The following is a 23,038-nucleotide window of genomic DNA, read 5'->3' on the forward strand; positions in this document are numbered from 1 at the left end:
TAATCAAACTTTATTTCAACCAAACAGTAACATGTTTGCGGTATCCATGCTCAAATCATAATAAACATGATATATCCAGCAGCTTAAGTATTTTAATATAATATTAAAAAGTGGATATGCTTAAACGCATATCCACTTTCAACTACGTATATTTTTCACCTTAAACATACTTTTTTCCTGTTTATATACTTACCTTCGCTTCTCCAATATCCTGCTTTTTAATTAAATCTAAGTAAAAATGTGAGACAGTTGTGTTGTAATAAGGAGAAATAAAAATAAATGATAGATTAAATGTAAACATTCCGATAAATGTAGCTAATAAAAACCACCCAATAAATGATAACCAAAGAACAAATAATTTTAGCTTTTGTCCTTTCATTATTCTTTTACTTTCTCTCAATGCTTCACTTGCTGTATAATCAGGATTCTCTACTAATATGTAATACGACATGGAATAAGAAAAAAATTTAATAATACCTGGAACAATTAATAAGAGACTCCATAAAAAAAGAAAAATAGCTTGCAGCAGCCCCAATTTCATTGATTTAAACACATTCTTCTTTTTAAATCCCGAAAATACATCGTCTACCTTAGCATCTTCTTTTTTCCCTAAGTGTAAAGTAAAAACAGAATATCCATAATTGAAGATACCTTGTATGAGACTATAAATTAGGAAACAAACCCCACCTAAACCAATATAACTTATAATAAGTACAGCAAGTGCTGTTGGATCTACTTGTGGTTGCCCACCTATTGAATAAATAAATAATGCATCAGGGCCAATTAACCCGATAAACAGTACAAATATTAAATACATAAAAAAGGCGATTGCTGATGCACTTAAGGTTGGTACAAAATAGAATAAAGCTGATACTCCTATACCTACCCCCCATTTCCCATCTAACGAATTCAATGCTGCTTTCTTTAAATTTCCGATCATACTCGTGTCCCCTTCATTTTCTTATTTTCCTATACTGAAAAAATATTTATTCTACACAATCGGGGGTAATGCCTAAAATATGGTTTGTTAACATCATTATATAACATAATTATGAATTTTTGTTAAAAATTCTATATATTTAGACAAATAACCCTCCACTTTTTCACTTATTTTGTTCATGTAGTTTTACCTATTAAAGATACGTAAAAATCAACTGTACTAATTGAATCTAAAGTTTATTTAATGAATATGAAAAGACCACCTACAAAATTTCATAGGTGATCTTTTTTGTGATTTTGCACTTGTGCACTACTTTAAAAATATATCACAAATTCATCTTTTTTGTTAAAGATTTATTTCTACAAAACAATTCTAGGAGCATAAATTAATTCTTTCAGCATATGAATACTTCGAGTATTATATCATCACTTATTCTTAAATAAAGGTGCTATTTTATCGATCCGATTTGTCCAAATTCCACCTGTATAATCTTCAGGAATACGTTTTATATCTTCGAATGAGTCAAATCCACTTGAAAATCCAAATCCATTTCCACCTACAATGATAACGCGAGTATCTGCTTTATCCATTCTATTAAGAAAACGATTCGGCCATCCCCAAAGCCAAGGAGCTACTTTGTCTGGAATATGTAACTCTCCATGCTTCAGACTTGATGGCATGTAACCAGTCCACCCTAACGCAATATAAGTAAGAAGATCCTTTTTCATAGTTACTTTTGACATTGTTCGTAAACTAGGGATACGCTCCTCAATCGCAGCAATTGGTTTATCACCACCATATACAGTTAGTTGCTCAAGGCGTTTTGCTGGTAGTTTCTTAAGATAAGCAGCTAATTGGATTCCTTCATTTTCATCATCACTCTTAATATGAATAAGGAAAGAACGATCCGGAAAATGGTTAAGTACTTCATCAAGTGTTGGCATAACATTAGTCCCATTGCCACGGAATGGGAATGTTTTACCCCCATCAGCTGTATACCCGTAACCAATATCAAGTGCTTGTAATTCTTTTGTTGTAAAATCTCTTGTAACACCTTTACCATTAGTACGGCAATCAAGCGTCCAATCATGAAAAATAACAAAATTATTATCTTTAGTTGGTTGAACATCAAACTCTACTAGATCAGCTCCAGCTTTAAATGCAGCTTCCATAGATGGAATTGTATTTTCTAAATAAGAGTGTTCAGGTTTATTTATACGTTCTGCTGTACATGTATCACTCTCAATCTCTTCCATGCTAAATGTTTGGGAAAGTCCTCGGTGAGCAAGAAGTATAGGAGCCCCCTCGTCCCTTTTAGCAAAAAAAGAACTGTTATTTACATAAATAAATGCGAATAGGAAAAGAATTATCCAAGTCGTTTTACGTTTCATTAGCCTATTTATTTTATTCATTGTATTCTCCTCTTAACTACTCATTGAATTCATTTAAACAATGTTAGACTTTTTAAATACTGATAAATGTTACATCCTATCTTACTACATTGCAATGGATTTCATTGGAAATTACAGGTTAGTACTTGGGTATGTCTTATACATGAATTAAAAAAATTGTAGTGTTTTCTTCTCTTTCAATTAATGAAATTCAATTGATTTTTAATAAAACTATTTAATTTACGTATTTTTATTTGCTCTAACAGGGGTCTCGCCACATTGCTATCAAGCTAAGAAAAATAAATACCCCAAAATGATAATTTTAAAGACTTATTTGCGGAATACAGCTCGGATTTTCATTTTTGGGAGTATAGGTGGTTGGAATATGGCAGGATCCAATGACAATAAAGTTAATCAAATATCCCTATTTCAATCAACCAGCAAGTTGGTTGAAATAATAGTACGAGAAAAAGTGCTAAAGCGAGTGCGATTAGTTTTTTCATTTTCATTGCGGTAGTCATTCTATGTATGGCGTAAAATAGACATTTACGTTTGTCATGCTCCTATTATGGCAAAGCAATTTGTATTTTCCCTGTAGTCAACCTGTAGTTTGTCTGTAGCGGAGAAAATCAAAAAAGACCGGCAGGAATAACCCTGTCGATCAAAGTGATAAAGCTTGGTTGCTAACATTAGGGGTGCAGACGCCTCATAACAAAATGGCTGAGATAAAACAGATAGGCGAAATATAATACTACGAATACAGTTACTACCAAGGCAAGTATATTTACAACCTTAACAGTCCTATTTTTGAAAATCTTGAACAATAAAGCATAAATACCAATGCCGATTACCCCTCCAAGCGTATTGTCAAGTACATCAGTAATATCGCTTCTTCCTATTGCGAAAATGAATTGTATAGCTTCAAACGCCAATGTCAAAGCAACAATTGGAAGAACTTTCTTCATAAAAGGCCATTTACTTTTTAGTATACAAATATATATACCTAAAGGGATAAAAATAAGTATATTACCTCTTATTTCTCTAAAATCAATAGTTCCGCTGTCATCGAAAGACCCCTGAAATGGAATCAGATTGATTACTCGTATCCCGTCTGATATTTCAGAAGAAAAAAACGGTAATTTGAAGAGAATGACGCCTGTCAACAGCAGCATATATATTACAAACAATGCAATTGTAAGTTTATTTCGGTTTTCTGATTTCATTATTTTTCTCCTTGTGTTATTTATGCCTTTGGCAAATCCATCCAAAATAGAACGCCATCCGGAACGTTTTCCAAAGCATATTCAATGTTCATTACTTCCAACGTTTTCCGCACGATGGTCAAGCCTAAACCGTTGCGCCCACTTTTCCGCCCCCGCACTTTATCCATACGGTAGAATGGGTCAAATAACTTAGGCAAAACTGTAGCGTCTATCCTTGCATCAGTGTTTAGTATACAAAGGCGATATTGTTTAGCCGCAGGCTCGCTCCATATCCTAATTTCACCGCCTATAGGCGTATTCTGTACTGCGTTCAAAATGATATTGGAAAGTGCCTTTTGAAGCATTTTAGAATCGACAAGGCAGTTTTGTCCGTCAGGAATGTCCATAACAATGCACTGACCGTTTGCTTCAGCTAATATCTGAAAGTCAGGCAGTATGTCAGCCACTAATTGCCTAACTTTCAGTTTTTCAGGATCTTGAGAGATTTTCCCATCGCTCAGGTTGACAATCTCCAGTATCTCGGAAACCACATCGTCCTGCGCCTCCATCATCTTCACGCATTCGCGCAGGTATTTGGGATGATCTTTGTAATCACCTACATTTTCGAGCATACCCTCCAGTAAGATACTTGTTGCCGCGATAGGCGTTTTTAACTCATGTGAAGCCGCCGAAAAGAAATATCGCTGTGCTTCCTCCATTTCCCTTACCCGCAGGATTTCATTTTCTAACCGGGAAATGGTATCTTTCAATTTATCGTACATAAAGTAAATGTCACGCGACAAATCGCCTAATTCATCCCGGCGTATAGGCAGGCTTTGCGATACATCTTCAAGCCTTGTCATTTTCCCGGCGTCATCGGCCAGTCGCTTAATTGGGTTGGTTATCTGCCGTGCAAAAACATACGCGCACACAAGGCAGAGGGCGAGTATAATGGCAAACGCGACCAATGCCTGCACAATTATTTCATTGTAAAAGGCAGTTAATCCCGGTCTGGTCTGGTCTGGGCGACGACAGAATAACCGAGGGCTTTATCATTATGCACCACATAGTAAAAGTCACCATTGAAATTATCCGTGGTATCAGCACCCGGCGTAGCGTAAATCACGCCACGATTATCATCTATAATGCAAAACTCAAATGATTGGTTGTTATCACGAAACCTTTGCGCTGCTGCGGGAATATCGTTATAATCACTATTTTTTACTCTATTGACCAAAGGCTGATAGGACACTACTATTTGTTCCCTTTCAACTGCTCTGTACAGTGTTAAAAATTGACTTGAAAACAATGCGGCAGTTACTAAAACAATCAACAGCATAGCAACTATCGTATAGGCAAAAGTCTTAATAAATATCCCATTCTTTTTCATGAAGTTTCCTCCAATCGGTAGCCCACTCCGCGTACTGTTTTGATGATATTATCCGGTAGCTTCGCCCGTAGGTTTTTAATGTGAGTATGCACGGTGCTACCATCACCGTCAAAATCGTAGCCCCACACGCGGGACAAAATAACTTCATGAGATAGTGTTTTTCCGTTTTTTTGCACCAGTAGCATTAAGATTTCAAACTCTTTAAGGGTCAAAAGTAATTCTTCGTCGTCATAAAAAACCTTGAAATCTTCCGGCAAAAGAGTCAGCTTGCCATAGTGAATTTCCTTTGCTACCGCACCGCTGCGACGGAGCAGCGCCTCCACACGTTTCAGCAATAGCTGAATCTTGAACGGCTTAGTCACATAATCGTCCGCTTCCGCATCAAACGCTCTGATTTGATTCTCATCATCGGAAAGAGCAGTCATCATCAGAACTGGCGTATTATTCAGCTTACGGAACTCCCTTAAAAGCTCATGACCGTTCATTCCGGGCAGCAAGATGTCAAGAATGACAAGCTGATAGGGGTTATCATAAAACTTGGTATGCGCTTCATCCCCGTTAAAACAGGCATCCACCTTATATCCCGCTCCAGATAAAAAGACTTTTACTGCATTGCAAATATGCTCATCGTCCTCGACAAGCAGTATTCGTATATCCATAAATGTATACCTCCGAAAAAAGGATAACACAGCAATCTGTATTTTCCCTGTAGTTTTAAGATTTATTTCATTCGTCCATCAACAAGTTTTACGGTATTCTCTGGAATAGCCCATGTCCAGCCGAGCGATATTCACCTATAATCCTGCCTACTTACATAAAAGCTGTATCCGACGATCTGAAATGCCCCATTTCTCACTGGCTTCTTTCGCTGTCACCAAAACTCATTACCAAAAACAAAGTGCCGATGATTACTGGTTAATATCTTTTTGGTAATGGCTTAAGCGAACATATTACAATCAAATTTTATAGTTTTGACTACTTACCGTACAAAATTCCCGAAATGTTGGGGTTACGCCTTCAAATAATTCTTCAATTTCTTTTTCGTTTATTAGAACTTCTCCTATTTATTCGAATCTAAGAATTCATTTTACATCACTTTTAACTTTATTTTTCCGCTCGGTAAAAATTAACAAAATTATAATAAGAGATTTATTTTTGTTTTTAAATGACTTTATTATCAATATACAACACCCACCATTAAAATAAGGGTCAAAACCTTTGCCTATAAGGGGTACTGCCACATCTCTATCAAGCTAAGCTTATGCAAAGTCAATTTTAGACGAGATTGTTTCTTTTTGCTAAAGGGCAAGTGTAGTTGTTTGAAAAATTTGCATACGAAATAAACCTTAGCAGGTTTCACTTTTTTGAATTAAGCGGCCTGATTATCAGACAGGGTACAATTATAAACGACACATAATATATCAAAGACCGTTTTTTTCTCATATCGATGAGATTTCCGCCCATTTTGCTGTAGGAGATTGAACAGGCGAAGTAACACCTTTGATAGCTCTTGGGTGTTTTTTTGTATAGTTTGGAATAGAAGAAGAAAATAGTCTTTAATCATATATATGGCTTTATACTCACTAAGCTCCCGTTTTTTCTTCATGAGGAGCAATTGGCGCATCTGAAACATGATAGAAGAACAGAGTAGAATGGCAATCAACTGACCATATAAATGGCACTCCAATCGTTCTGGTTTTATCTTTTTACAATGATGAATTTGAAAGAATGACTTCCACGTTTTAAATAAAATTTCGATTTGCCAACGCAAAGAATACCAATCATGTACCTGTCCCATCGGGACAATATCTGTAGGGGTGTTTGTCATATATACATTGATACCACTGAGTCGTTTACTACGAGGAGAATACTTCATTCCTTTCTTTTTTTCTCTTACAGCTTGATCTTGTAATCGTTTTTGTTGCTGTTGTTTTGTTAATCGATGAACAATTACACGAGCTGGCACTTTATCGATCATTCCTACATAAGCATGTTTGTCCCGGTTGAAGTGAGTACATTAAAACCTCCATTTCTATCTGGATATACTCTGTACCTTTCTTGATTCTGCCATCTTGAAAATAATCAGGGCTGGGATTTTTTTGATAAATACGTGTATTTGATTTAATACGAGAGATATAGTAAGCCTTTTTATCTTGTATATGTTGAAGATCTTTCAAGTGAAAATAGCCTAAATCACGGATACATAAATCATTTGCTGTCACAGTTGGGACACACAGAGAACCATAGGTTCGATCATGTTGTTTCCCTGGACCTGTATGAATATGAAGGAACTGTCCACTTAATAAATCATACTCAAACTGAATCTTTACTCCCGCTGTATGGCTGCATCCTCCTGCACCTGGATAAACAGATGAAAATACATCGGGAAGTTGAAATGCAGTTGAATCTAGGATACGAATACGCTTGAAATTAGAAGTATAAGGAGAAGAGAGCAGCTTAGTTGAAGATAACTTTTGGTTGAGAAGTTCAGCTAACACTTGTTGTAGAAATCGCACGGCTGTGGCATTAAATCGTTGATTCAGTCCTTCAGGACTGATGAGAACCTCTGTTGATACTTCTAAACAGCTACATAACTGAGCTAAAGAGGTTTTAGCGACATTTTGACTAATCCATACACATAGAGCTACTAAGTCTTTTGCTTGGTACTTACTGGTTCGTTGTACAAAACCAACATCTCTAGCAAGATCTCTTAAGGAATCTGGAGATAAGAAGTTTTGAATTTCTTGAGCGAATAGTTGTAATTCATCAGATACAGAAATAGACATACAAAAACGCCACCCTTTCCTATAATGATACAGCAAGGATAGCGTATTTTTTGTTTTATGGATAATGAAAAAACTAGATTGAAAGGGATTTGTTTTGATCCCTAGTACACCAATTAATCAAAAATAAAATAATTCTTCAAATTTTTTATCTAGTGCTATACAGAGTACTAATGCTAACTTTGCAGTTGGACAAAACTGGCTCTTTTTATTAATAAACGTATTCCACCTAGAAATTTTATCAGTTCTGCCCCCTAATATTTTAATAATTTCGCTGTACTTCTATTTATATAATATCTTTTATTGTAAATCTTCGAACTCCAACAAAAGTAAATATAATAGCAAATAAGCAACTTAAGACATAAAAAGTACTAAACTGAAAGAAAGTCTGCAAGCCTTCTAGATGAATAGGGTCCATTGCTAGTCCTGGTTGCGCAAATGGCCATATATACCCGATATTTAAGTAATGAAATATCATTCCTATACATGTAAAACCAAAACTCATTCCAACTGGAACAGCAAAACTTTTTATAGCAGATGAGAGAAATAATTGTAGCGCAGCAATTGAAAATGTACCAATCCATCCATTGAATGACCAATTTAATAATGAAATCCAAGGAATAGGACTTGTAATACCTAGTAGCTTACCAATTAAGATATAAACAATTAAAAAAAATACTTGTGTCAATAAAGTTAACATAAAGATTACTAATAACTTTGCCATGTACACATATCGAAATGGAATTGGTAAAGAGATGATTTTTTTCCAATTTCCCTCGCTATGTTCAAAGCGGCATACAAATGCACAATAAATACTTACTACGACAGGAAATAAAAATAATCCATAAATTAATCCAACTTGTGTCCAAGCTTTCTCCCACTCATTTGTTGAGACTTTCATTAAGACATCGTAGTTTACTTGAAAATTTATGAGTCCAAGCGTAATACAAATAAGCGGAATGAATGTCATTACAATCCATATTTTTGAACGTTTTAATTTTAATAATTCACATCGAAATGAGCTTAATAACATATCTGCATCCTCCTAATGAATATCTTTTTGCGAAAAATGAGCAGTGCTAAGAATGATAAATAATAAACTAACAACTAAACTTAACAAAAGATTTATCATGACTTCTTGGTTTGGGAAAAATACTATTTTCCCATTGGAAAATGCCCAAGAAATTGGATTTGTCAGAGATGAATAGCTCCAAATTATCCATGTTTTCCAAGGAACCATCTGCCCGAAATATCCAAGAAATGAGCCGATTACACCTGCCGTTAAAGCAAATACTTGATTTTTCACTACCAATGATATCCAGAGTTGCAAAATAACCATTGGAATACATCCTATAATGGTAAAACAACCGTATTTCAGTAATAATATTACCGGAATTCCACTTTCAAAATTAAAAATTTTTCCTATTAATATAATTACAGAAATAGTAATTATCCCTGCGTATACAAGAAAAAAGAGACTAAAGATAATTTTGGTTATATATACTAGTTGCCTAGATGTGGGAATTGCACACAATAGCTTCCAGGTGTTGCCCTTATTTTCAAAATCAATTATTCGAGATGTAATTGTCGCAATCATTATAGGTAAAAATAATGCATTTATCATACTTACTCTTGAAAGAAGAGACTCCCAATTTAGAAATTCCTTTTTTTCTTGTGACACAATAGCAAATAACCAAAGTAATGCTAAAGACTGTATCAAAAATACCACTAAAAATAATTTCTTTCTTTTTAATTTCAATAATTCACTTCTTAAGGCAGCAATCACTATAAAACACCACCTTTTTCTGTTAAGCTTAGAAATATTTCTTCCAACGTATGCTTCTCTTCTTCAATTCGGTACACTGATATATTCTGCTGTACTAATAAATGATTTATGTGAGAAATAAGGTGATCTTCTTGTTGATGTGTAACAAGACAATCACCTTCAAGTCTAAGATGAATTTGATGCTGTTCTAAAATTTGATGAGCCTTTACTACATCATTTACACGTATTTTCATTGATGCCTGACTTTTTTTGCGTAACACTTCAATTTTGTCTTGAAAAATAAGATGTCCACTATTAATAATGCCCACTTGTGTTGCAATTTGATCCATCTCATTTAGCAAATGACTAGAAATAACAACTGTCATATCATATTGCTTTGGCAGTTGTTTGATGAGTTCACGAATTTCTTGAATCCCGGCAGGGTCTAATCCGTTTGTGGGTTCATCTAAAATTAATAATTTTGGATTTCCAAGTAGTGCCATCCCTATGCCGAGGCGTTGCTTCATTCCAAGTGAGTATTGTTTAACTAGTTTATCTTTTTGTTTCTCTAATCGAACAATACGTAATACCTCATCAATATTCTTTTTTGGTACTTGTAACATTTGCCGAATTACTTCTAGGTTTTCATGACCTGTTAAATGTCCATAATAAGATGGCGATTCAACAAGAGAGCCAACCTCTTTTAAAATATCAATTCGATTTGTTTTTAAATCTCGATTGAATACTTTAATATTACCTGTAGTTGGTTTTATTAATCCCAGTAACATTCTAATTGTCGTCGTTTTCCCAGCCCCATTTGGGCCTAGGAATCCATAAATTTCACCTTTACCAACTTGCATTTGTAATTGATTCACACTATTTACAGCTCCATATGTCTTTGTCAAATCTTCTGTTTCAACGATATATGTTCCCATATTGGCACCTCTTTTCTTGATTAAGCTATCATTTATTATGAAAGTTCTTGCTTAATCTTGAATTGAGCTGACCTTAAGTTTAGCTTAATTTTCTAACGGAAGCTGAAATGTAATTTTAGTACCTTTTCCTTTGGTGCTTTCTACTGCAATTTCTCCACCGTGAGCTACGATGATTTCCTTTACAATTGCCATTCCTAAACCTGAACCACTTTTCGGATCTGTATTTGTACCACGGAAGTATTGATCAAAAATATGTGGTAAATCATTTTTATTTATTCCGTCACCATTGTCTTCAATCGTAACTATGATGTATCCGGATGTTTGTTTTATACGAACTTGTATTACTGTTTTAACATCAGTATGAATGAGCGCATTATTCAATAAGTTTACTGTGACACGTTGAATTAATCCCTGATCTGCTTTTATAATTAGCTCTTCTTGAGGGCATTCAAATTCAATTAATCGATTCTCATATTGAGGCATATTCATAAATTCAATAATTGTTTCTCGGGTGAGATTCACAATATCTACTTTAGTTTTATGGATAGGTAACAACGCATTCTTCAATTGATATGTAAGTTTTAAATCATCAATCAATTTTTCAATATAAATTGATTTATTTTGAATTACTTCTGCATATTGGTACATTTCTTGTGCAGTAATTTTATACTCCCGATTTCCTATAACTTCACTATAGCCTTTAATAGAAGAAAGCGGTGTCTTTAAATCATGAGAGATGTTTATAATCCATTCTGCTCGCATCGTATCTAGTCTTTTTCTTTGAACGTTAATATCCTTTAGTTGATGTGATAACTGATTCAGATTTATATACACCTCTGCATAGATTCCCTTTTCTTTCGGTCCTTGTTTATATTGTCCTTGTTTTAATTTATTAATATGCTCAATTATCCTGACAACAGGTTTTGACATATACCTTGCCACAATGTAAGCAAATAATAAAATACAAACTACTGTTACTCCTATTAACATTAAAATCCCATATGGATAGAAGCTAGATAAATTATTGAAGTTCAAATAGACAGATTTTCGCAATGCTTGGTTTGACGGGAAAGCGACAATGTAACTTTCAACTTGTGTACCTTTATCTAACTTACCCACAAACGTTGTATAATTCCCAATATCGTACTTATAGCGTAAAATCAAATCACTCGGAGTATAGTGAGTTGGTGTATTTTTAGGCTTATACATTTGAAATACTTCATCACTATTATGATTTAATACTTGTAACCATGCTCCACGTTCTTGCAAAAATTTTTTCCCTTTATTTGTTATAGAAATACTTCCACTTTCTACTATGATTTCTTTTTGAAAAGCTAATACTGAACCCTCTGGATCGTCCATTCCCTCACGGTTATAAGTAAATACTAAATAACTAAAAGCAAAAAATTGAACGATTAGGATAAACATAATTAATCCTATTAATGAGGTAATATATAGTTTCGTAACCTTCCACTTCATCTTGCATCACCTTTTGTATTAAGTTTATATCCGAGTCCCCTTACTGTTACAAGGTAATGAGGTTTGGAAGGATTATCTTCTATTTTTTCTCTTAAATGTCTTATATGTACCATCATAATATTGTCATTACCCAGATACGTTTCGCCCCAGACAGCTTCATATAAGCGGGTCTTACTAAAAATTTGATTTGGGTTTTTTATTAAAAATAGTAATATATTAAATTCTTTTGCTGTTAAAGATAGTAATGTATCACCCTTTAATACTGTTCCTTGTGCATCATCTATTGTAATGTCTCCAAACTGATACATAATACGAGCCTTTTCTTGATATTGATTGCGCCGAAAAAATGCTTTCATCTTATATGCTACTTCTTTTGGACTAAAAGGCTTTGTAATGTAATCATCTCCACCTATACTTAATCCAAGTATTTTATCTAAATCTTCATTTTTCGCCGATAAGAAAAATATTGGAACGAATGTAAACTGTCGAATTTGCTGACAAACACTATATCCATCTAAATCTGGAAGCATAATATCTAATATGATAAGATCTGGCTGTACTTGCTTACACATGCGTATCCCTTCTTCTCCTGTTGTACACGTATAAATATGTTGAAATCCCTCTTTCTTTAAAACTGCTTCCAATAAATTCAAAATCTCTTTTTCATCATCTACTATAAGAATTTTTTTCGTATAAAAATCTGGAATATTATGTATCATCTATTACACCTCAATATCTTCCTTTATTATTTAAAATCAAATAGGGAACAGTATAACCTTAATTATTACTGTATCATTTTCATTCTACAGTAGAATAGCAATTTGAAAGTTTTCCCACCTATTTTATGGGAAGATTATCATTTTTTCTATATGGGTACGTTTATTTTTTAACTTTAAGTACATGTTTAATACAACATAATATTAATTGTGTTGTATTAATAGATATAATTTTGCTTTAACTTGATGGTGATGTGGTAAGAAAACGATTCGAATCGCTAAGTTTTTTAGGAGAAAACAGTTAATTATTTCTATAATTAAATTTATAATATATTTAAAGGAGGGACTCAATTTGAAGAAAACATTAATTGTTGGAGCATTATGCTTATCTCTCGCTTCTTTAACTGCATGTAGTAATGGTAATGAAGAAGCATCTTCTGAAGCGAGCAAAAATGAGATTGTAATACACATCCCTAAAGAAAAATCTAGAAATTTAGAACGATTTGAAACATTTTCTCAAAATGTAAAAGATAAGAAAAATGACGAGATACAAATTAAAAATTATTTAACCGACGAGGAGGCAAAAGTACCGAGTTTAGACACTGTAACTTATCAAAATGAGAAATTTACTTTTACTCACAAGTACAAAAACGATAATAGAAAGGATATATGCAATAAGTTCGTTACTCCTCAAGAAACACATGGTCTTGCATATATGCTAAGAGATTGCACCCAGTCAGAAAATGGTATTATACTTCAATATACAGCGAAGGATGGTGAGGGATCACACTCCATAAAAAATAAACCCGTTGAATTTATTGAAGTTGAGGGTGATAAAAAATACATATTCGTTAAGGACCTAGAAGTTGGAGACTTCTTGAATGCTATCAAATTCACTCACTTTGATACCCCGATAAATCCATCTAACATAAAAGAACCAAATTTTAAAATCAATGTTCATTATTTAAATGGAACTACCCAGACGTATCACTTGTGGATTGACAAAGAAAGATCAAAAGGATTACTTATGGACCCAGAACAAATAAACCATGGACATGAAATCGATAAAATATTTGTAGATAACATAATAAAAGCATTAAAGTGAAAAGAACATATCTTAATGCTCCTCGTTAAGGTACATTTTTCAGATGGCTACATGAACTCAATTACTACGTAAAAAAATTGACCGCTCTCACAGGCGGTTTTCTTATACGCTGCTATCCTTCCAACTCCGCCAGTCATCTCGTCCAATACATTATCCTTCAGGTACAGAAAACATTTTTTCGGTCTACAACTTTTTTAAAATTGTCTAATACCTTTTTCTATAGTCTAAAACATTTTTTTAATCAAACAGGTTTTTCCTTTTTTCTCCTTGTGTAAAAGCTAAGATTGTGTTCGTTAATCTTAGCTTTTAATTTGTAGATTTTTGATACTGATGTTTTTGCCCCCTCGAAAAGGGGGAATACGGGATTCAGCCCATCAATTTAAGATTTTGAAGTTCCCCTTTAACGAAAATTTTGTGTTTTTATAGTAACGAAGTTCATTTTTATCGTTTTGGGGTCAACCTGTTTTGTTAGGTTGATAGCGATGGGGTACTGCCACACATCCATCAACTTAAGGTATATGTTTATACAAAGGCGGATCTTTCCATGTAGTTTTTCATTATTTTTTATAGATATCCTAAAAGTAGGCATATCAAATAAACCCCGAAGGGTTACAATTTTTCCACTATAATTATGCTACCTGATGAATGGAAGTGGTATACTCATAGACAACACCCAAAATATCAAAGACTGTCTTTTTCTCGTATCGATGAGATTTTCGTCCGTTGTGCTGTAGGAGGTTAAACAGACGAAGGAGAACCTTTGATAATTCTTGGGTGTTTTTGTGTAATGCTTGGTAAAAAAGTGAAAAATAACCCTTAATTATGTACATCGCTTTATATTCACTTAGCTCTTTCTGTTTCTTACGTAATAGGAGTTCTCGCATTTTAAACATAGTAGAAGAACATAGTAGAATACTAATGAGTTGCCCATAAAGATGACATTCTAATCGCTCTTGTTTAATAGATTTACAACGATGAATTTGAAACCAAGATTTCCATATTTTAAATAACAGCTCAATTTGCCAACGTAATGAATATAAATCATAGATTTTCTCTTTTGGTACCCATTCCGTAGGAATGTTTGTCATATATACCGTAATACCTTGTAAAAGCTTCGTGCGCTCTGTATATGTAATTCCTTTTTTCTTTTCACGAATAGCTCGGTCATGTAGGCGTTTCTGTTTTTGCTCCTCGGTACACCTATAAACTACAATACGAGTAGGCAGTTTGTCTTTACTCCCTACATATACATCGTGTAATTCATACACTTGGCCAGGTTGTAATTGTTTCATAATGTCTTCCAAATGAATTTGTATATATACCGGTTTTAATTGAGAGGGTTTTGTTTTAAATACCACTGTTTCGAACTCTTTTCTATATATTTTAGTTGGTAACTTAAGACGAGATAAATAATACCCTTGCTTGTCTTGAATAGACTGAAAGTCTTGTAGACGAAAATATCCTAAGTCACGAATATACAGCTCATTCTTTTGTATCATGCCTGTTCGAGTCGCACCATATGCCTGATCACTTCGTTTTCCTGGTTCAATTTTCACATCAGAAAATTCTCCACTTAACAAGTCATACTCTAGTTGAATTTTCACACCAGCTTTATGACTACATCCTCCGGCACCAGGATAAGTGGATGCGAATCGATCTGGAACTTGAAAGGTTGTAGAATCAAGGATGCGAATGCGCTCAAAGTAGGAAGAAAGAGAATGAGAAATCTTAGATACGCCTCCAATTTTAGCTTGTAGAAGTGTAGTAAACACCGTTCGAAAGAAGGCTACAGAAGCCGAGTTAAATCGCCGATTAAGTCCTTCCGGACTTAATAAAACTCCTGTTGAAGTTTCTAATTGACTACATAGTTGAGTAAGAGAGGTAGTAGCGACTTGTTGATTAAGCCATACACACAAAGATAAGAAATGGTGCCCGTGGCACTTACGTTTTCGTTTCATCCCGCCTGCTTCTATGGCTAATTGATTAAGTGTAGCGGGAGACATATATCGATATAACTCTTCAGCGAATAAAGATAATTCTTGTTTTTGATTCATATTCATAAAAAGCACGTCACCCTTTCTCATTAACATAAGAAAATAGTAACGTGCTTTTAACTTCAAAAATAGTCTAAATCCTTAAGTTGATGGATGTGTGGCGGTACCCCTATTAGAGAATATGATTCTTTAGAAGAACTAGTACCGAATAAAATGTCACTTACGTTTCCAAATTTAAAACCTTTTCCCTTAATATCAAGATTAGTAAATGATGAGTTTCCACAATGGGATACGGAAGATTTTCCAAACAAAATGCAAGATAGAATTTTAGAACTTGAAAACACAAATGAGATTGACTACTACGAGGATATTTTTGAAGAAAATCATTACATACATAAATTAGGTGGCTATGCTTGTTTTGCCCAATCAGGCATCCAATGGCCCGCGGATTATGAATTTATTTTTCAAATAACAGACGATTCAAAAGCACATTTAAAGATTATTCATGGCGGCGGAATTTATTTTGCTAAAAATAGTAAAACAAATGATTGGATTGCACATTGTGATTTCTTATAGGAATAATATATAAAGTGACGTTTTCTTATGTGAAATCTTGCTTAGCGTATATTCTCGTTAAAATGTTGGCGGTATGCCTATAACTATACGCTTTAATAGATTAAAGGAAAAAATGAAGAAATATGTCAGATTACAGGTGTGAGCTAGACCACCTAGTCTCATTGGGTAAAAGAACTTGAATAAAGTTCTTTTTTTATTTTTAATTAATCCCATAGTGGCACCTCATACCCAGAATCGTTTCGCTACCCCTATAATGGTTCTATCATTGATAAAACTCTAGTTGATAAAAATCTTGAATTTAAATTATTAAATTAATTAATTTGATAACCTAATTCCACAGATTAACAAAGGATGAACAATCTTACAGGCCTGTAATACGGTCTACATAAAGCTGCGAAAATTCTATCTCTCATGTTGATAAAGCTGCAGAAATATAAAACAGAATATTCCATCTTATATTTATAAAACTTCAAGTTATTTACATATTTAGGGAAAAAAGTTATGTTTGTGGTGATATACAATAAATGGAGGGAAGGGATCTTATTATGTTTAAAAAAGTAGCTTTAGGTATTTTAACGTTAGCAATCACTACATTAGTAGGTTTAGGAATGGCAACAGAGGCATCTGCTGGTCCTGCAGCACCATTATCTTCATTAAACGCTGTACAAGTAGAGTCTGAGCAAGGTGGGCTAGAGACAATCAATACTAATAGCTTTAGTACAACAAGAAACCATGGGGGAAGTTACCTATATATTTACACAAAAGAAATTGGATATGGACAAAATCCAATTGCAAAAATGAATGGTTCAGCAGTAAAGAGTATTGGGTCAACTGTAATTGGGGGCAACCCAATTGTTGGTTGGTATTATAAATGGGATGCATCTGGGCATCAACAGGGGACATTTGAATATCAAAAAAACTCTATTAATTTCCCATTCAATACAATGCGTACTTCACTTTATATACAATAAATAACCAGGGATAAATTGTAGGAATAACTATTAAGATACGAGTTCTTATGAGGTTGTTTATTCTTTGAAATGAATACTGTTTTTATAATGATATTTTTCTTTTGTTTTATAACTATGTTATCCATTTTTAGAAGTTCATAGTTATGGTGGCTTTACGTATCTATATAAACATAATTTTGGAGAATGGATACATCTTACTATAGGGTTCTTTATAGTTTGGCAGAATCAAAAAAATTAAATAGGAAATAATCAAGGACTCTGAGATTTGATACAAACAAATTAAGAAATGATGTTCAATAAATAAGTTTGTTCCTTTGGTATGGAAACCTTTAATTTTTAAAAATACAGAATAAGAGGAGTATTAATATGAAAAAACAAAGTCTAGCTATAGCTACTATTCTATCATTAGGTTTAACGGTATTTGGTGGTACTACATCTACATTTGCGATGACTGAGCCAAACGATAATGTGACGTTTCAATCTACATCAAAATATATAGGAAATATACCGTCAAAGCCTAAGGACTGTAATAATGTAGATAAATATAAGCTGTGTACAAACAAAGAAGAAGCTGATGCTTGGGGAAAAAAACAATTTAGTAAGTGGAGCAAAGAAGAGAAATCAGCCATAAGAGATTATACAAAAAATGCAAGGCCGTATAATGAATTCTTAAGAACGCATGCGGGTAAATTAGATTCTGATCCTACAATGAAGAAAAAAATTGAATCCTTAGATAAAGCATTAAATAGAAAAGAGGCAAAAGTGAATGACAATATAAAAGTGTATCGGGGGGATGATGCATGGATTTTTGGAAAGGAGTATGATAATTCCATAATAAAAAATGGCAAGGTTGATAGGGAGAAATTCAAGGAAATACAAAAAAAATTCCAAGGAAAAACAATAACAGAATTTGGATATATAAGTACTTCTATACTTATTGATGCCGGATATGCCAAAACAAGACCAGTTATGACAGAATTTAAGGTAGGCTCTGGGACTCATGGTGCGTATATGAATTCAGATGACTTGACTGCGTATCCAGGGCAATACGAATTATTATTGCCAAGAAATACCGTCTATAAAATTGAAAAAATATATATAGCTATAGATAACAATACCCAAAAAGAACAAATAAAAGTAGAGGCTACAATTAAATAAATCTAATGAAGTTAAATTTTAAAAGATAAAGTGATTCAGAATAACTATATAGATCCGAATACGCAACGCATGTAAATAATCCAAATAAAAACCGTAAGGATTTCTAATCTTTACGGTTTCTATCATTTTAGCCAAGAAGACTCCTTCCTCAAGGAGCGTGAAGGGTTACAGCCCAGTGAGTAGGCGGGAGATGGATTGGCTTCGAACAAGGGATGGCAGGGATCCATCTTAATTGTTCGACATATATAAAATGTTACTTTGCTATCTATCGAATATATTTTAGATAAGTTTAATTTGATATTTTTGAAGCCAGCTATTTACTTGAAGTAGATAATCAATTAAACCTCTAGCTTCATTACCAGTAATGATTTTATCTGTACCTAGTGCAACCGAACGAACCCTTTCTACGTTAATAAGAGGTAGAATAGGAGAGGTATTATCATTTGGGTCAAAATGCTCAGAATGCCGATTGATTAATTGGTGACAAAATTCTTGGTCCTAAATTTCCTGAAAAAGCCCTTCGCTCAATGAAAGAACCAGGAACCGCAAACGAACATGATTCTCAACCGAATCACATGGATAAATATGATGATGGTAGCAATCTTGATTTTAAGACTGAAGAAAAAAGACAAAGTTATATCGTGCATACGAACAGCGGTATTCCAAATAAAGCATTTTTTCTCGTGTCTATGGAAATAGGAACAGATAATGCTGCAATCTTATGGTACACTGCATGGCCGCATCTACAGCCAAATTCTAGTTTTCATGATGCTTTTGAAGAAATTTTAAAAGTCGCGAAAGTACTTAGAACCGAAGGGAAAATGCCCCAAAACACAGAACAAGTTGTTAAAAAAGCATTTAGTGATGTAGGTATCGCAAAATCTTAAATTATTTAAATAAAGATGAAGAAATAATTTTTACAAAAAGGCACCTGACTTAGGTGCCTTTTTGTTTTGCAATTTTTAAGAAAGGCAAGCTGGAAGGAATTTTGCCTGCAAAAGGAAAGATTAGTGCTTATCAAGTCATAATACTTGCAAATGATGTTAGTAAAGAAGAATTAGAGAAAGTTATGCTGTCCTAGATTAAATAAAAAATAGAGTCTGAGGACCCTGTTCCTGAGGCTCTATTTTTTTAGTTTAAACGAAACCTTTAAGTGAAAAGAGAAATTAGTAGAGTTTATATAATGAAAAAATAAGATGAAATTTAGGCTTGTCTTCGAACTTCATAGCACGATCCCTCTTCCATTAAAGCACCCTATAATGGAAGAGGGATCATAGAAATCCGAATGCAAATTAGCTTATCCTCCTTCAACTAACCCCATCAACCCATAGAACAAAAAGGAAACAGTAAAATTAACTCTTTTTTCCCATAAGGAATATTGACTTTCTTCAGTAATCAGTATCATTTTGCTAATGTATAGAACTTACTTTATTAATTTTCACTGGAAGCCCTCTTCATTAATCCCTTTAATTTATTTTCTGTATCTGTTTCCTCTACTGGCGTATAGATACTGCACCGTAAATCCATATCACCTTGAACTTGAAGAGAAGTTAAATTAAACAACATTTTGCCTGCTTTAGCATGTCTGAATTCAATTATCATGTCTGGAGCCTTACTCACTTGGCTTTCTTGCCATAAACCCTGGAATTCTGAATGGGAATGACTCATTTCTTTAATAAACTGGCTGTACCATTCATCGTCTAAATAGCGTCCATAATAGGTACGGAAAATAGCAAGAAAACCTTTCACAAAATGTTCCCAATTGACGGCCAATGCTTTTAATTCTTTTCTAGTGAATACTAGATGAATTAAATTTCTTTGATCATTTGGTATTTGTTCAAAATCTAAAAAAACATAAGCAGCTGCAAGATTCCAACCCACAATATGGAAATGTCGATCCGTAATGATAGTCGGACAATATGTTAATTCATCTAGTATTCGTATTAAAGAAGGACTAAGCTTTGATTGATCCTTTTTTGGAATTGTAATTTCTGAATTTGATTCGAATGCCAGGTCATATAAGTAGTCTGTTTCATCATTATTTAATTGCAAAGCTTTAGAAATACAATCAAGTACGATTGTAGAAACCTTTATATCTCTTCCTTGCTCTAGCCATGTATACCAAGTGGTGCTGACACCTGCTAACTGTGCAACCTCCTCTCTTCGTAATCCAGGTGTTCTTCTCCGGGTTCCGGCAGGCAAACCAATAGACTCTGGACTAATTTGGGCGCGCTTAGTTTTTAAGAATGCCGACAGAGCTTCACGCCTAGTTTTATTATTCATTTTTAAAACTCCTTATCTTATCAATTTAACCTAGTAGTAGTTATACTAGGATAAATCCCCCCTTGTAATAGGATAAATTGACTGTAAAATACAAGTATATTATTGATTGGAGGGAATGCAAAGTGGAAAGAGTTGTGATTACTGGTATGGGAGTAGTTTCTCCTATAGGAAACGACATCAAAACATTTTGGAACAATCTAATTAAAGGGGAATCTGGTATAGTCAATATCGATACTTTCGATGTTACCAATCATAAAACAAAAATTGCGGGTATCGTCCAAGATTTTGATGCAGCTGAAGTTTTAGGAAAGAAAGAAGCAAGACGTTTAGATCGTTTTTCTCAATTTGCTTTGGATGCAGCTGAACAAGCTTGGTCAGATTCTAAGTTAGACCTCGATTGTATAGATGTAGAAAGGTTAGGCGTATACGTAGGTTCAGGTATCGGAGGGATTGAAACCTTGATTGAAAATGTTGATGCGCTTAGGCAGAAGGGACCAAGAAGAGTCAGCCCAACTTTAGTACCTGCCATAATGTCTAATGCTGCTGCAGCACAAATTAGTATCAAGTGGAATGCGATGGGGCCTTCTATGTCACCTGTTTCTGCTTGCGCAATTGGAAATACAGCTATCGGAGAAGCCTTTAGACTAATTCGTTCTGGGGAAGCTGACGTTATATTTGCGGGTGGAACAGAGTCAGCTATAACAGATTTATCAATAGCCAGCTTTGGTAACGCTACAGCATTATCAACAAGAAACGATAATCCCACTAAGGCTAGTCGTCCATTTGATGAAAATCGAGATGGATTTGTCATGTCAGAAGGAGCTGGAATTTTAATTTTAGAATCTTTATCTCACGCTTTACATAGAGAGGCAAAGATTTATGCAGAAGTCATTGGATATGGTGCAAGTTCCGATGCGCACCATATCGTAGCTACACATCCGGAAGGTAAAGGTGCTTATCTTGCAATGAGATCGGCTTTAAAAAATGCCAATATATCGCCTGAAGAAGTTGATGTTATTAGTGCCCATGCAACAAGTACAAAAGTGGGAGATACCTCTGAAACTATGGCTATTAAGCAGCTGTTTGGGAAACAAGCTTATCAGATCCCAGTAACAGCTAATAAATCTATGCTTGGACATATGTTAGGGGCAGCTGGTGGAGTTGAAGCAATTGCTTTAGCAATGAGCTTAAAGGAAGGGATAGTTCCTCCAACAATTAACTTAGAAAATCCTGATCCATTATGCGATCTGGATTATGTACCATCTGTTGCTCGCCAAGTGAAAATAAATATAGGTCTATCTAACTCATTTGGTTTCGGAGGTCATAATGCAGCTATTGTTTTAAAGAGATACGAGTGAATAAATTTTCGCCCGTAAATCTAACCGTTCCCTCTAGAAACGGTTAGATTTATTCAATTAAAAAAGGAAGAGAGAGTGAGAAAATGGATATTAGAGTAGCGACTGCATTAGACTACCCTAATTTAAGAAGTATATATTTAGAGTCACGGCGTGAAAGTTTTCATTGGTTAGATAGAAATGAAATGATTTTAGAAGATTTTGATAAACATACTGAAGGAGAATATATAATACTAGCAGAGGAAGATAATCATATCCTCGGATTTGCTTCATTATATTTACCTGAAAACTTTATACACAATTTATTTGTACATCCTGAGTTCTTTGGTAAGGGGGCTGGAAGACAGTTACTTCATGCTTCCATAGAAAAGATGAATACACCATTAAGATTAAAGTGTGTTTCTAAAAATCAAAAAGCACTAAAATTTTATGAGAATATGGGCTGGAAAAAAGTTATTGAAGAAGGTGAGCTAGAAGAAAAATATTGGGTAATGATATATGAATAAAATATATTTTATAAAAGGGTATTGTGCACAGGAGGTAAAATATGTGAAATAGACCTAGTAGGGGGAGTGTCAGGTTTGTTGTCATAGCCCGCAAAGTAAAAACACAGAGATTTTTTACTTCTGTGTCTCTTCAAGTGGCTGCTTATTAATTGCTCGAAAAAAAGCACCTTGTGATGTCCCTGTTCTTTTTACCAGAGGTCTCGTTGCAGACTAATCAAGCTAACAAAATACAACTACCCCCAGAACGAAATTTTGTGCTAATTTGTAATAAAAAGCTCATTTTTTCGTTAGGGGGTGGATTTGTTTGCTTAAGTTGGTGGGCATGTGGCAGACCCCCCAATAAATTTAATAGCGTATAATTTTCACGTTTTTTCGGTGAAACATATAATGTATTATTCGGTTTGGTGTAATGTATTCTTTACTTTTTGTAAAAAACATATTACTATTACGTTAATATAACTGTATAATAGAAGAGAGGAATGACATGCT

General features: G+C 34.1%; 17 protein-coding genes and 5 pseudogenes. 8 read left to right on the plus strand and 14 right to left on the minus strand.

The genetic code is table 11. The annotated features are described in order from the left end of the window. Nucleotides 1-181: 181 nt before the first annotated feature. The 12 genes and pseudogenes from HFD78_RS27780 to HFD78_RS27835 form a co-directional block, all read right to left on the minus strand. Nucleotides 182-940 carry a DUF975 family protein gene (locus tag HFD78_RS27780; protein WP_098787499.1) on the minus strand — a complete coding sequence of 253 codons (759 nt, stop codon included), beginning with the start codon at nt 938-940 and terminating at the stop codon, nt 182-184. A 425-nt stretch (nt 941-1,365) separates the two neighbouring features. Continuing rightward, nucleotides 1,366-2,352, minus strand: coding sequence for a glycerophosphodiester phosphodiesterase family protein (locus HFD78_RS27785; RefSeq protein WP_097814385.1), 987 nt, complete (start codon nt 2,350-2,352; stop codon nt 1,366-1,368). Between the two features lie 668 nt (nt 2,353-3,020). Next, complete coding sequence (locus HFD78_RS27790) at nt 3,021-3,554, minus strand: VanZ family protein (RefSeq protein WP_000834367.1); 534 nt, start codon at nt 3,552-3,554, stop codon at nt 3,021-3,023. A gap of 20 nt (nt 3,555-3,574) precedes the next feature. After that, nucleotides 3,575-4,923: pseudogene (locus tag HFD78_RS27795) on the minus strand (sensor histidine kinase). Beyond that, a complete protein-coding gene (locus HFD78_RS27800; RefSeq protein WP_074593996.1) occupies nt 4,920-5,582 on the minus strand; it encodes a response regulator transcription factor in 663 nt (220 codons plus the stop codon). Before HFD78_RS27800 ends, HFD78_RS27795 begins: the two are co-directional and overlap by 4 nt. A 710-nt stretch (nt 5,583-6,292) precedes the next feature. Further along, nucleotides 6,293-7,709 (minus strand): annotated as a pseudogene (locus HFD78_RS27805) (IS4 family transposase). Nucleotides 7,710-7,826: 117 nt separating this feature from the next. Continuing rightward, nucleotides 7,827-7,910: pseudogene (locus tag HFD78_RS27810) on the minus strand (helix-turn-helix transcriptional regulator); the annotation flags it as partial. A gap of 82 nt (nt 7,911-7,992) precedes the next feature. After that, a complete protein-coding gene (locus HFD78_RS27815) occupies nt 7,993-8,739 on the minus strand; it encodes an ABC transporter permease (RefSeq protein ID WP_000927301.1) in 747 nt (248 codons plus the stop codon). Between the two features lie 12 nt (nt 8,740-8,751). Continuing rightward, nucleotides 8,752-9,492, minus strand: coding sequence for an ABC transporter permease (locus HFD78_RS27820; protein WP_000559634.1), 741 nt, complete (start codon nt 9,490-9,492; stop codon nt 8,752-8,754). Next, nucleotides 9,492-10,406, minus strand: a complete 915-nt coding sequence (locus HFD78_RS27825) for an ABC transporter ATP-binding protein (RefSeq protein WP_000537651.1) — start codon at nt 10,404-10,406, stop codon at nt 9,492-9,494. Before HFD78_RS27825 ends, HFD78_RS27820 begins: the two co-directional genes overlap by 1 nt. 84 nt (nt 10,407-10,490) lie before the next feature. Continuing rightward, a complete protein-coding gene (locus HFD78_RS27830; RefSeq protein WP_191968135.1) occupies nt 10,491-11,885 on the minus strand; it encodes a sensor histidine kinase in 1,395 nt (464 codons plus the stop codon). Further along, entirely contained in the window at nt 11,882-12,604 is a 723-nt protein-coding gene (locus HFD78_RS27835) for a response regulator transcription factor (protein WP_000581653.1), read from the minus strand. The genes HFD78_RS27830 and HFD78_RS27835 overlap by 4 nt, the downstream gene beginning before the upstream one ends. Nucleotides 12,605-12,953: 349 nt before the next feature. Here HFD78_RS27835 and HFD78_RS27840 point away from each other — a divergent pair, with 349 nt between their 5' ends. Then, nucleotides 12,954-13,706: a DUF4362 domain-containing protein gene (locus tag HFD78_RS27840; protein ID WP_000751879.1), complete on the plus strand. Its 753-nt coding sequence runs from the start codon at nt 12,954-12,956 to the stop codon at nt 13,704-13,706. A gap of 629 nt (nt 13,707-14,335) precedes the next feature. Here HFD78_RS27840 and HFD78_RS27845 read toward each other — a convergent pair. Beyond that, nucleotides 14,336-15,766, minus strand: coding sequence for an IS4 family transposase (locus tag HFD78_RS27845; protein ID WP_141526392.1), 1,431 nt, complete (start codon nt 15,764-15,766; stop codon nt 14,336-14,338). Nucleotides 15,767-15,868: 102 nt separating this feature from the next. On the opposite strand from HFD78_RS27845, the pseudogene HFD78_RS27850 reads away from it, so the two are divergent. The 5 genes and pseudogenes from HFD78_RS27850 to HFD78_RS29755 all read left to right on the plus strand — a co-directional run. Continuing rightward, nucleotides 15,869-16,276, plus strand: a pseudogene (locus HFD78_RS27850) (DUF1963 domain-containing protein); the annotation flags it as partial. Nucleotides 16,277-16,821: 545 nt separating this feature from the next. Further along, nucleotides 16,822-17,247: a DUF4879 domain-containing protein gene (locus HFD78_RS27855; protein ID WP_000475215.1), complete on the plus strand. Its 426-nt coding sequence runs from the start codon at nt 16,822-16,824 to the stop codon at nt 17,245-17,247. Between the two features lie 366 nt (nt 17,248-17,613). Further along, nucleotides 17,614-18,405 (plus strand): ADP-ribosyltransferase, encoded by a 792-nt coding sequence (locus HFD78_RS27860; RefSeq protein WP_000744856.1) that lies wholly within the window; start codon nt 17,614-17,616, stop codon nt 18,403-18,405. Nucleotides 18,406-18,881: 476 nt separating this feature from the next. Beyond that, nucleotides 18,882-19,292 carry a M4 family metallopeptidase gene (locus HFD78_RS27865; RefSeq protein WP_325849662.1) on the plus strand — a complete coding sequence of 137 codons (411 nt, stop codon included), beginning with the start codon at nt 18,882-18,884 and terminating at the stop codon, nt 19,290-19,292. A gap of 89 nt (nt 19,293-19,381) precedes the next feature. Beyond that, a pseudogene (locus HFD78_RS29755) lies at nt 19,382-19,486 on the plus strand (transcriptional regulator); the annotation flags it as partial. 350 nt (nt 19,487-19,836) lie between these two features. On the opposite strand, the gene HFD78_RS27870 reads toward HFD78_RS29755, so the two are convergent. Continuing rightward, nucleotides 19,837-20,688: a helix-turn-helix transcriptional regulator gene (locus tag HFD78_RS27870; RefSeq protein ID WP_001060885.1), complete on the minus strand. Its 852-nt coding sequence runs from the start codon at nt 20,686-20,688 to the stop codon at nt 19,837-19,839. Between the two features lie 122 nt (nt 20,689-20,810). Here HFD78_RS27870 and fabF point away from each other — a divergent pair, with 122 nt between their 5' ends. Both fabF and HFD78_RS27880 read left to right on the plus strand, forming a co-directional pair. After that, nucleotides 20,811-22,046, plus strand: a complete 1,236-nt coding sequence (fabF, locus tag HFD78_RS27875; protein ID WP_000442905.1) for a beta-ketoacyl-ACP synthase II — start codon at nt 20,811-20,813, stop codon at nt 22,044-22,046. 83 nt (nt 22,047-22,129) lie between these two features. Further along, on the plus strand, nt 22,130-22,549 hold the full coding sequence (locus HFD78_RS27880) for a GNAT family N-acetyltransferase (protein WP_000354968.1): 420 nt from the start codon (nt 22,130-22,132) through the stop codon (nt 22,547-22,549). Nucleotides 22,550-23,038: the final 489 nt, after the last annotated feature.

It is taken from the genome of Bacillus sp. EKM501B (assembly GCF_011800505.1).
GTDB lineage: Bacteria > Bacillota > Bacilli > Bacillales > Bacillaceae_G > Bacillus_A > Bacillus_A cereus.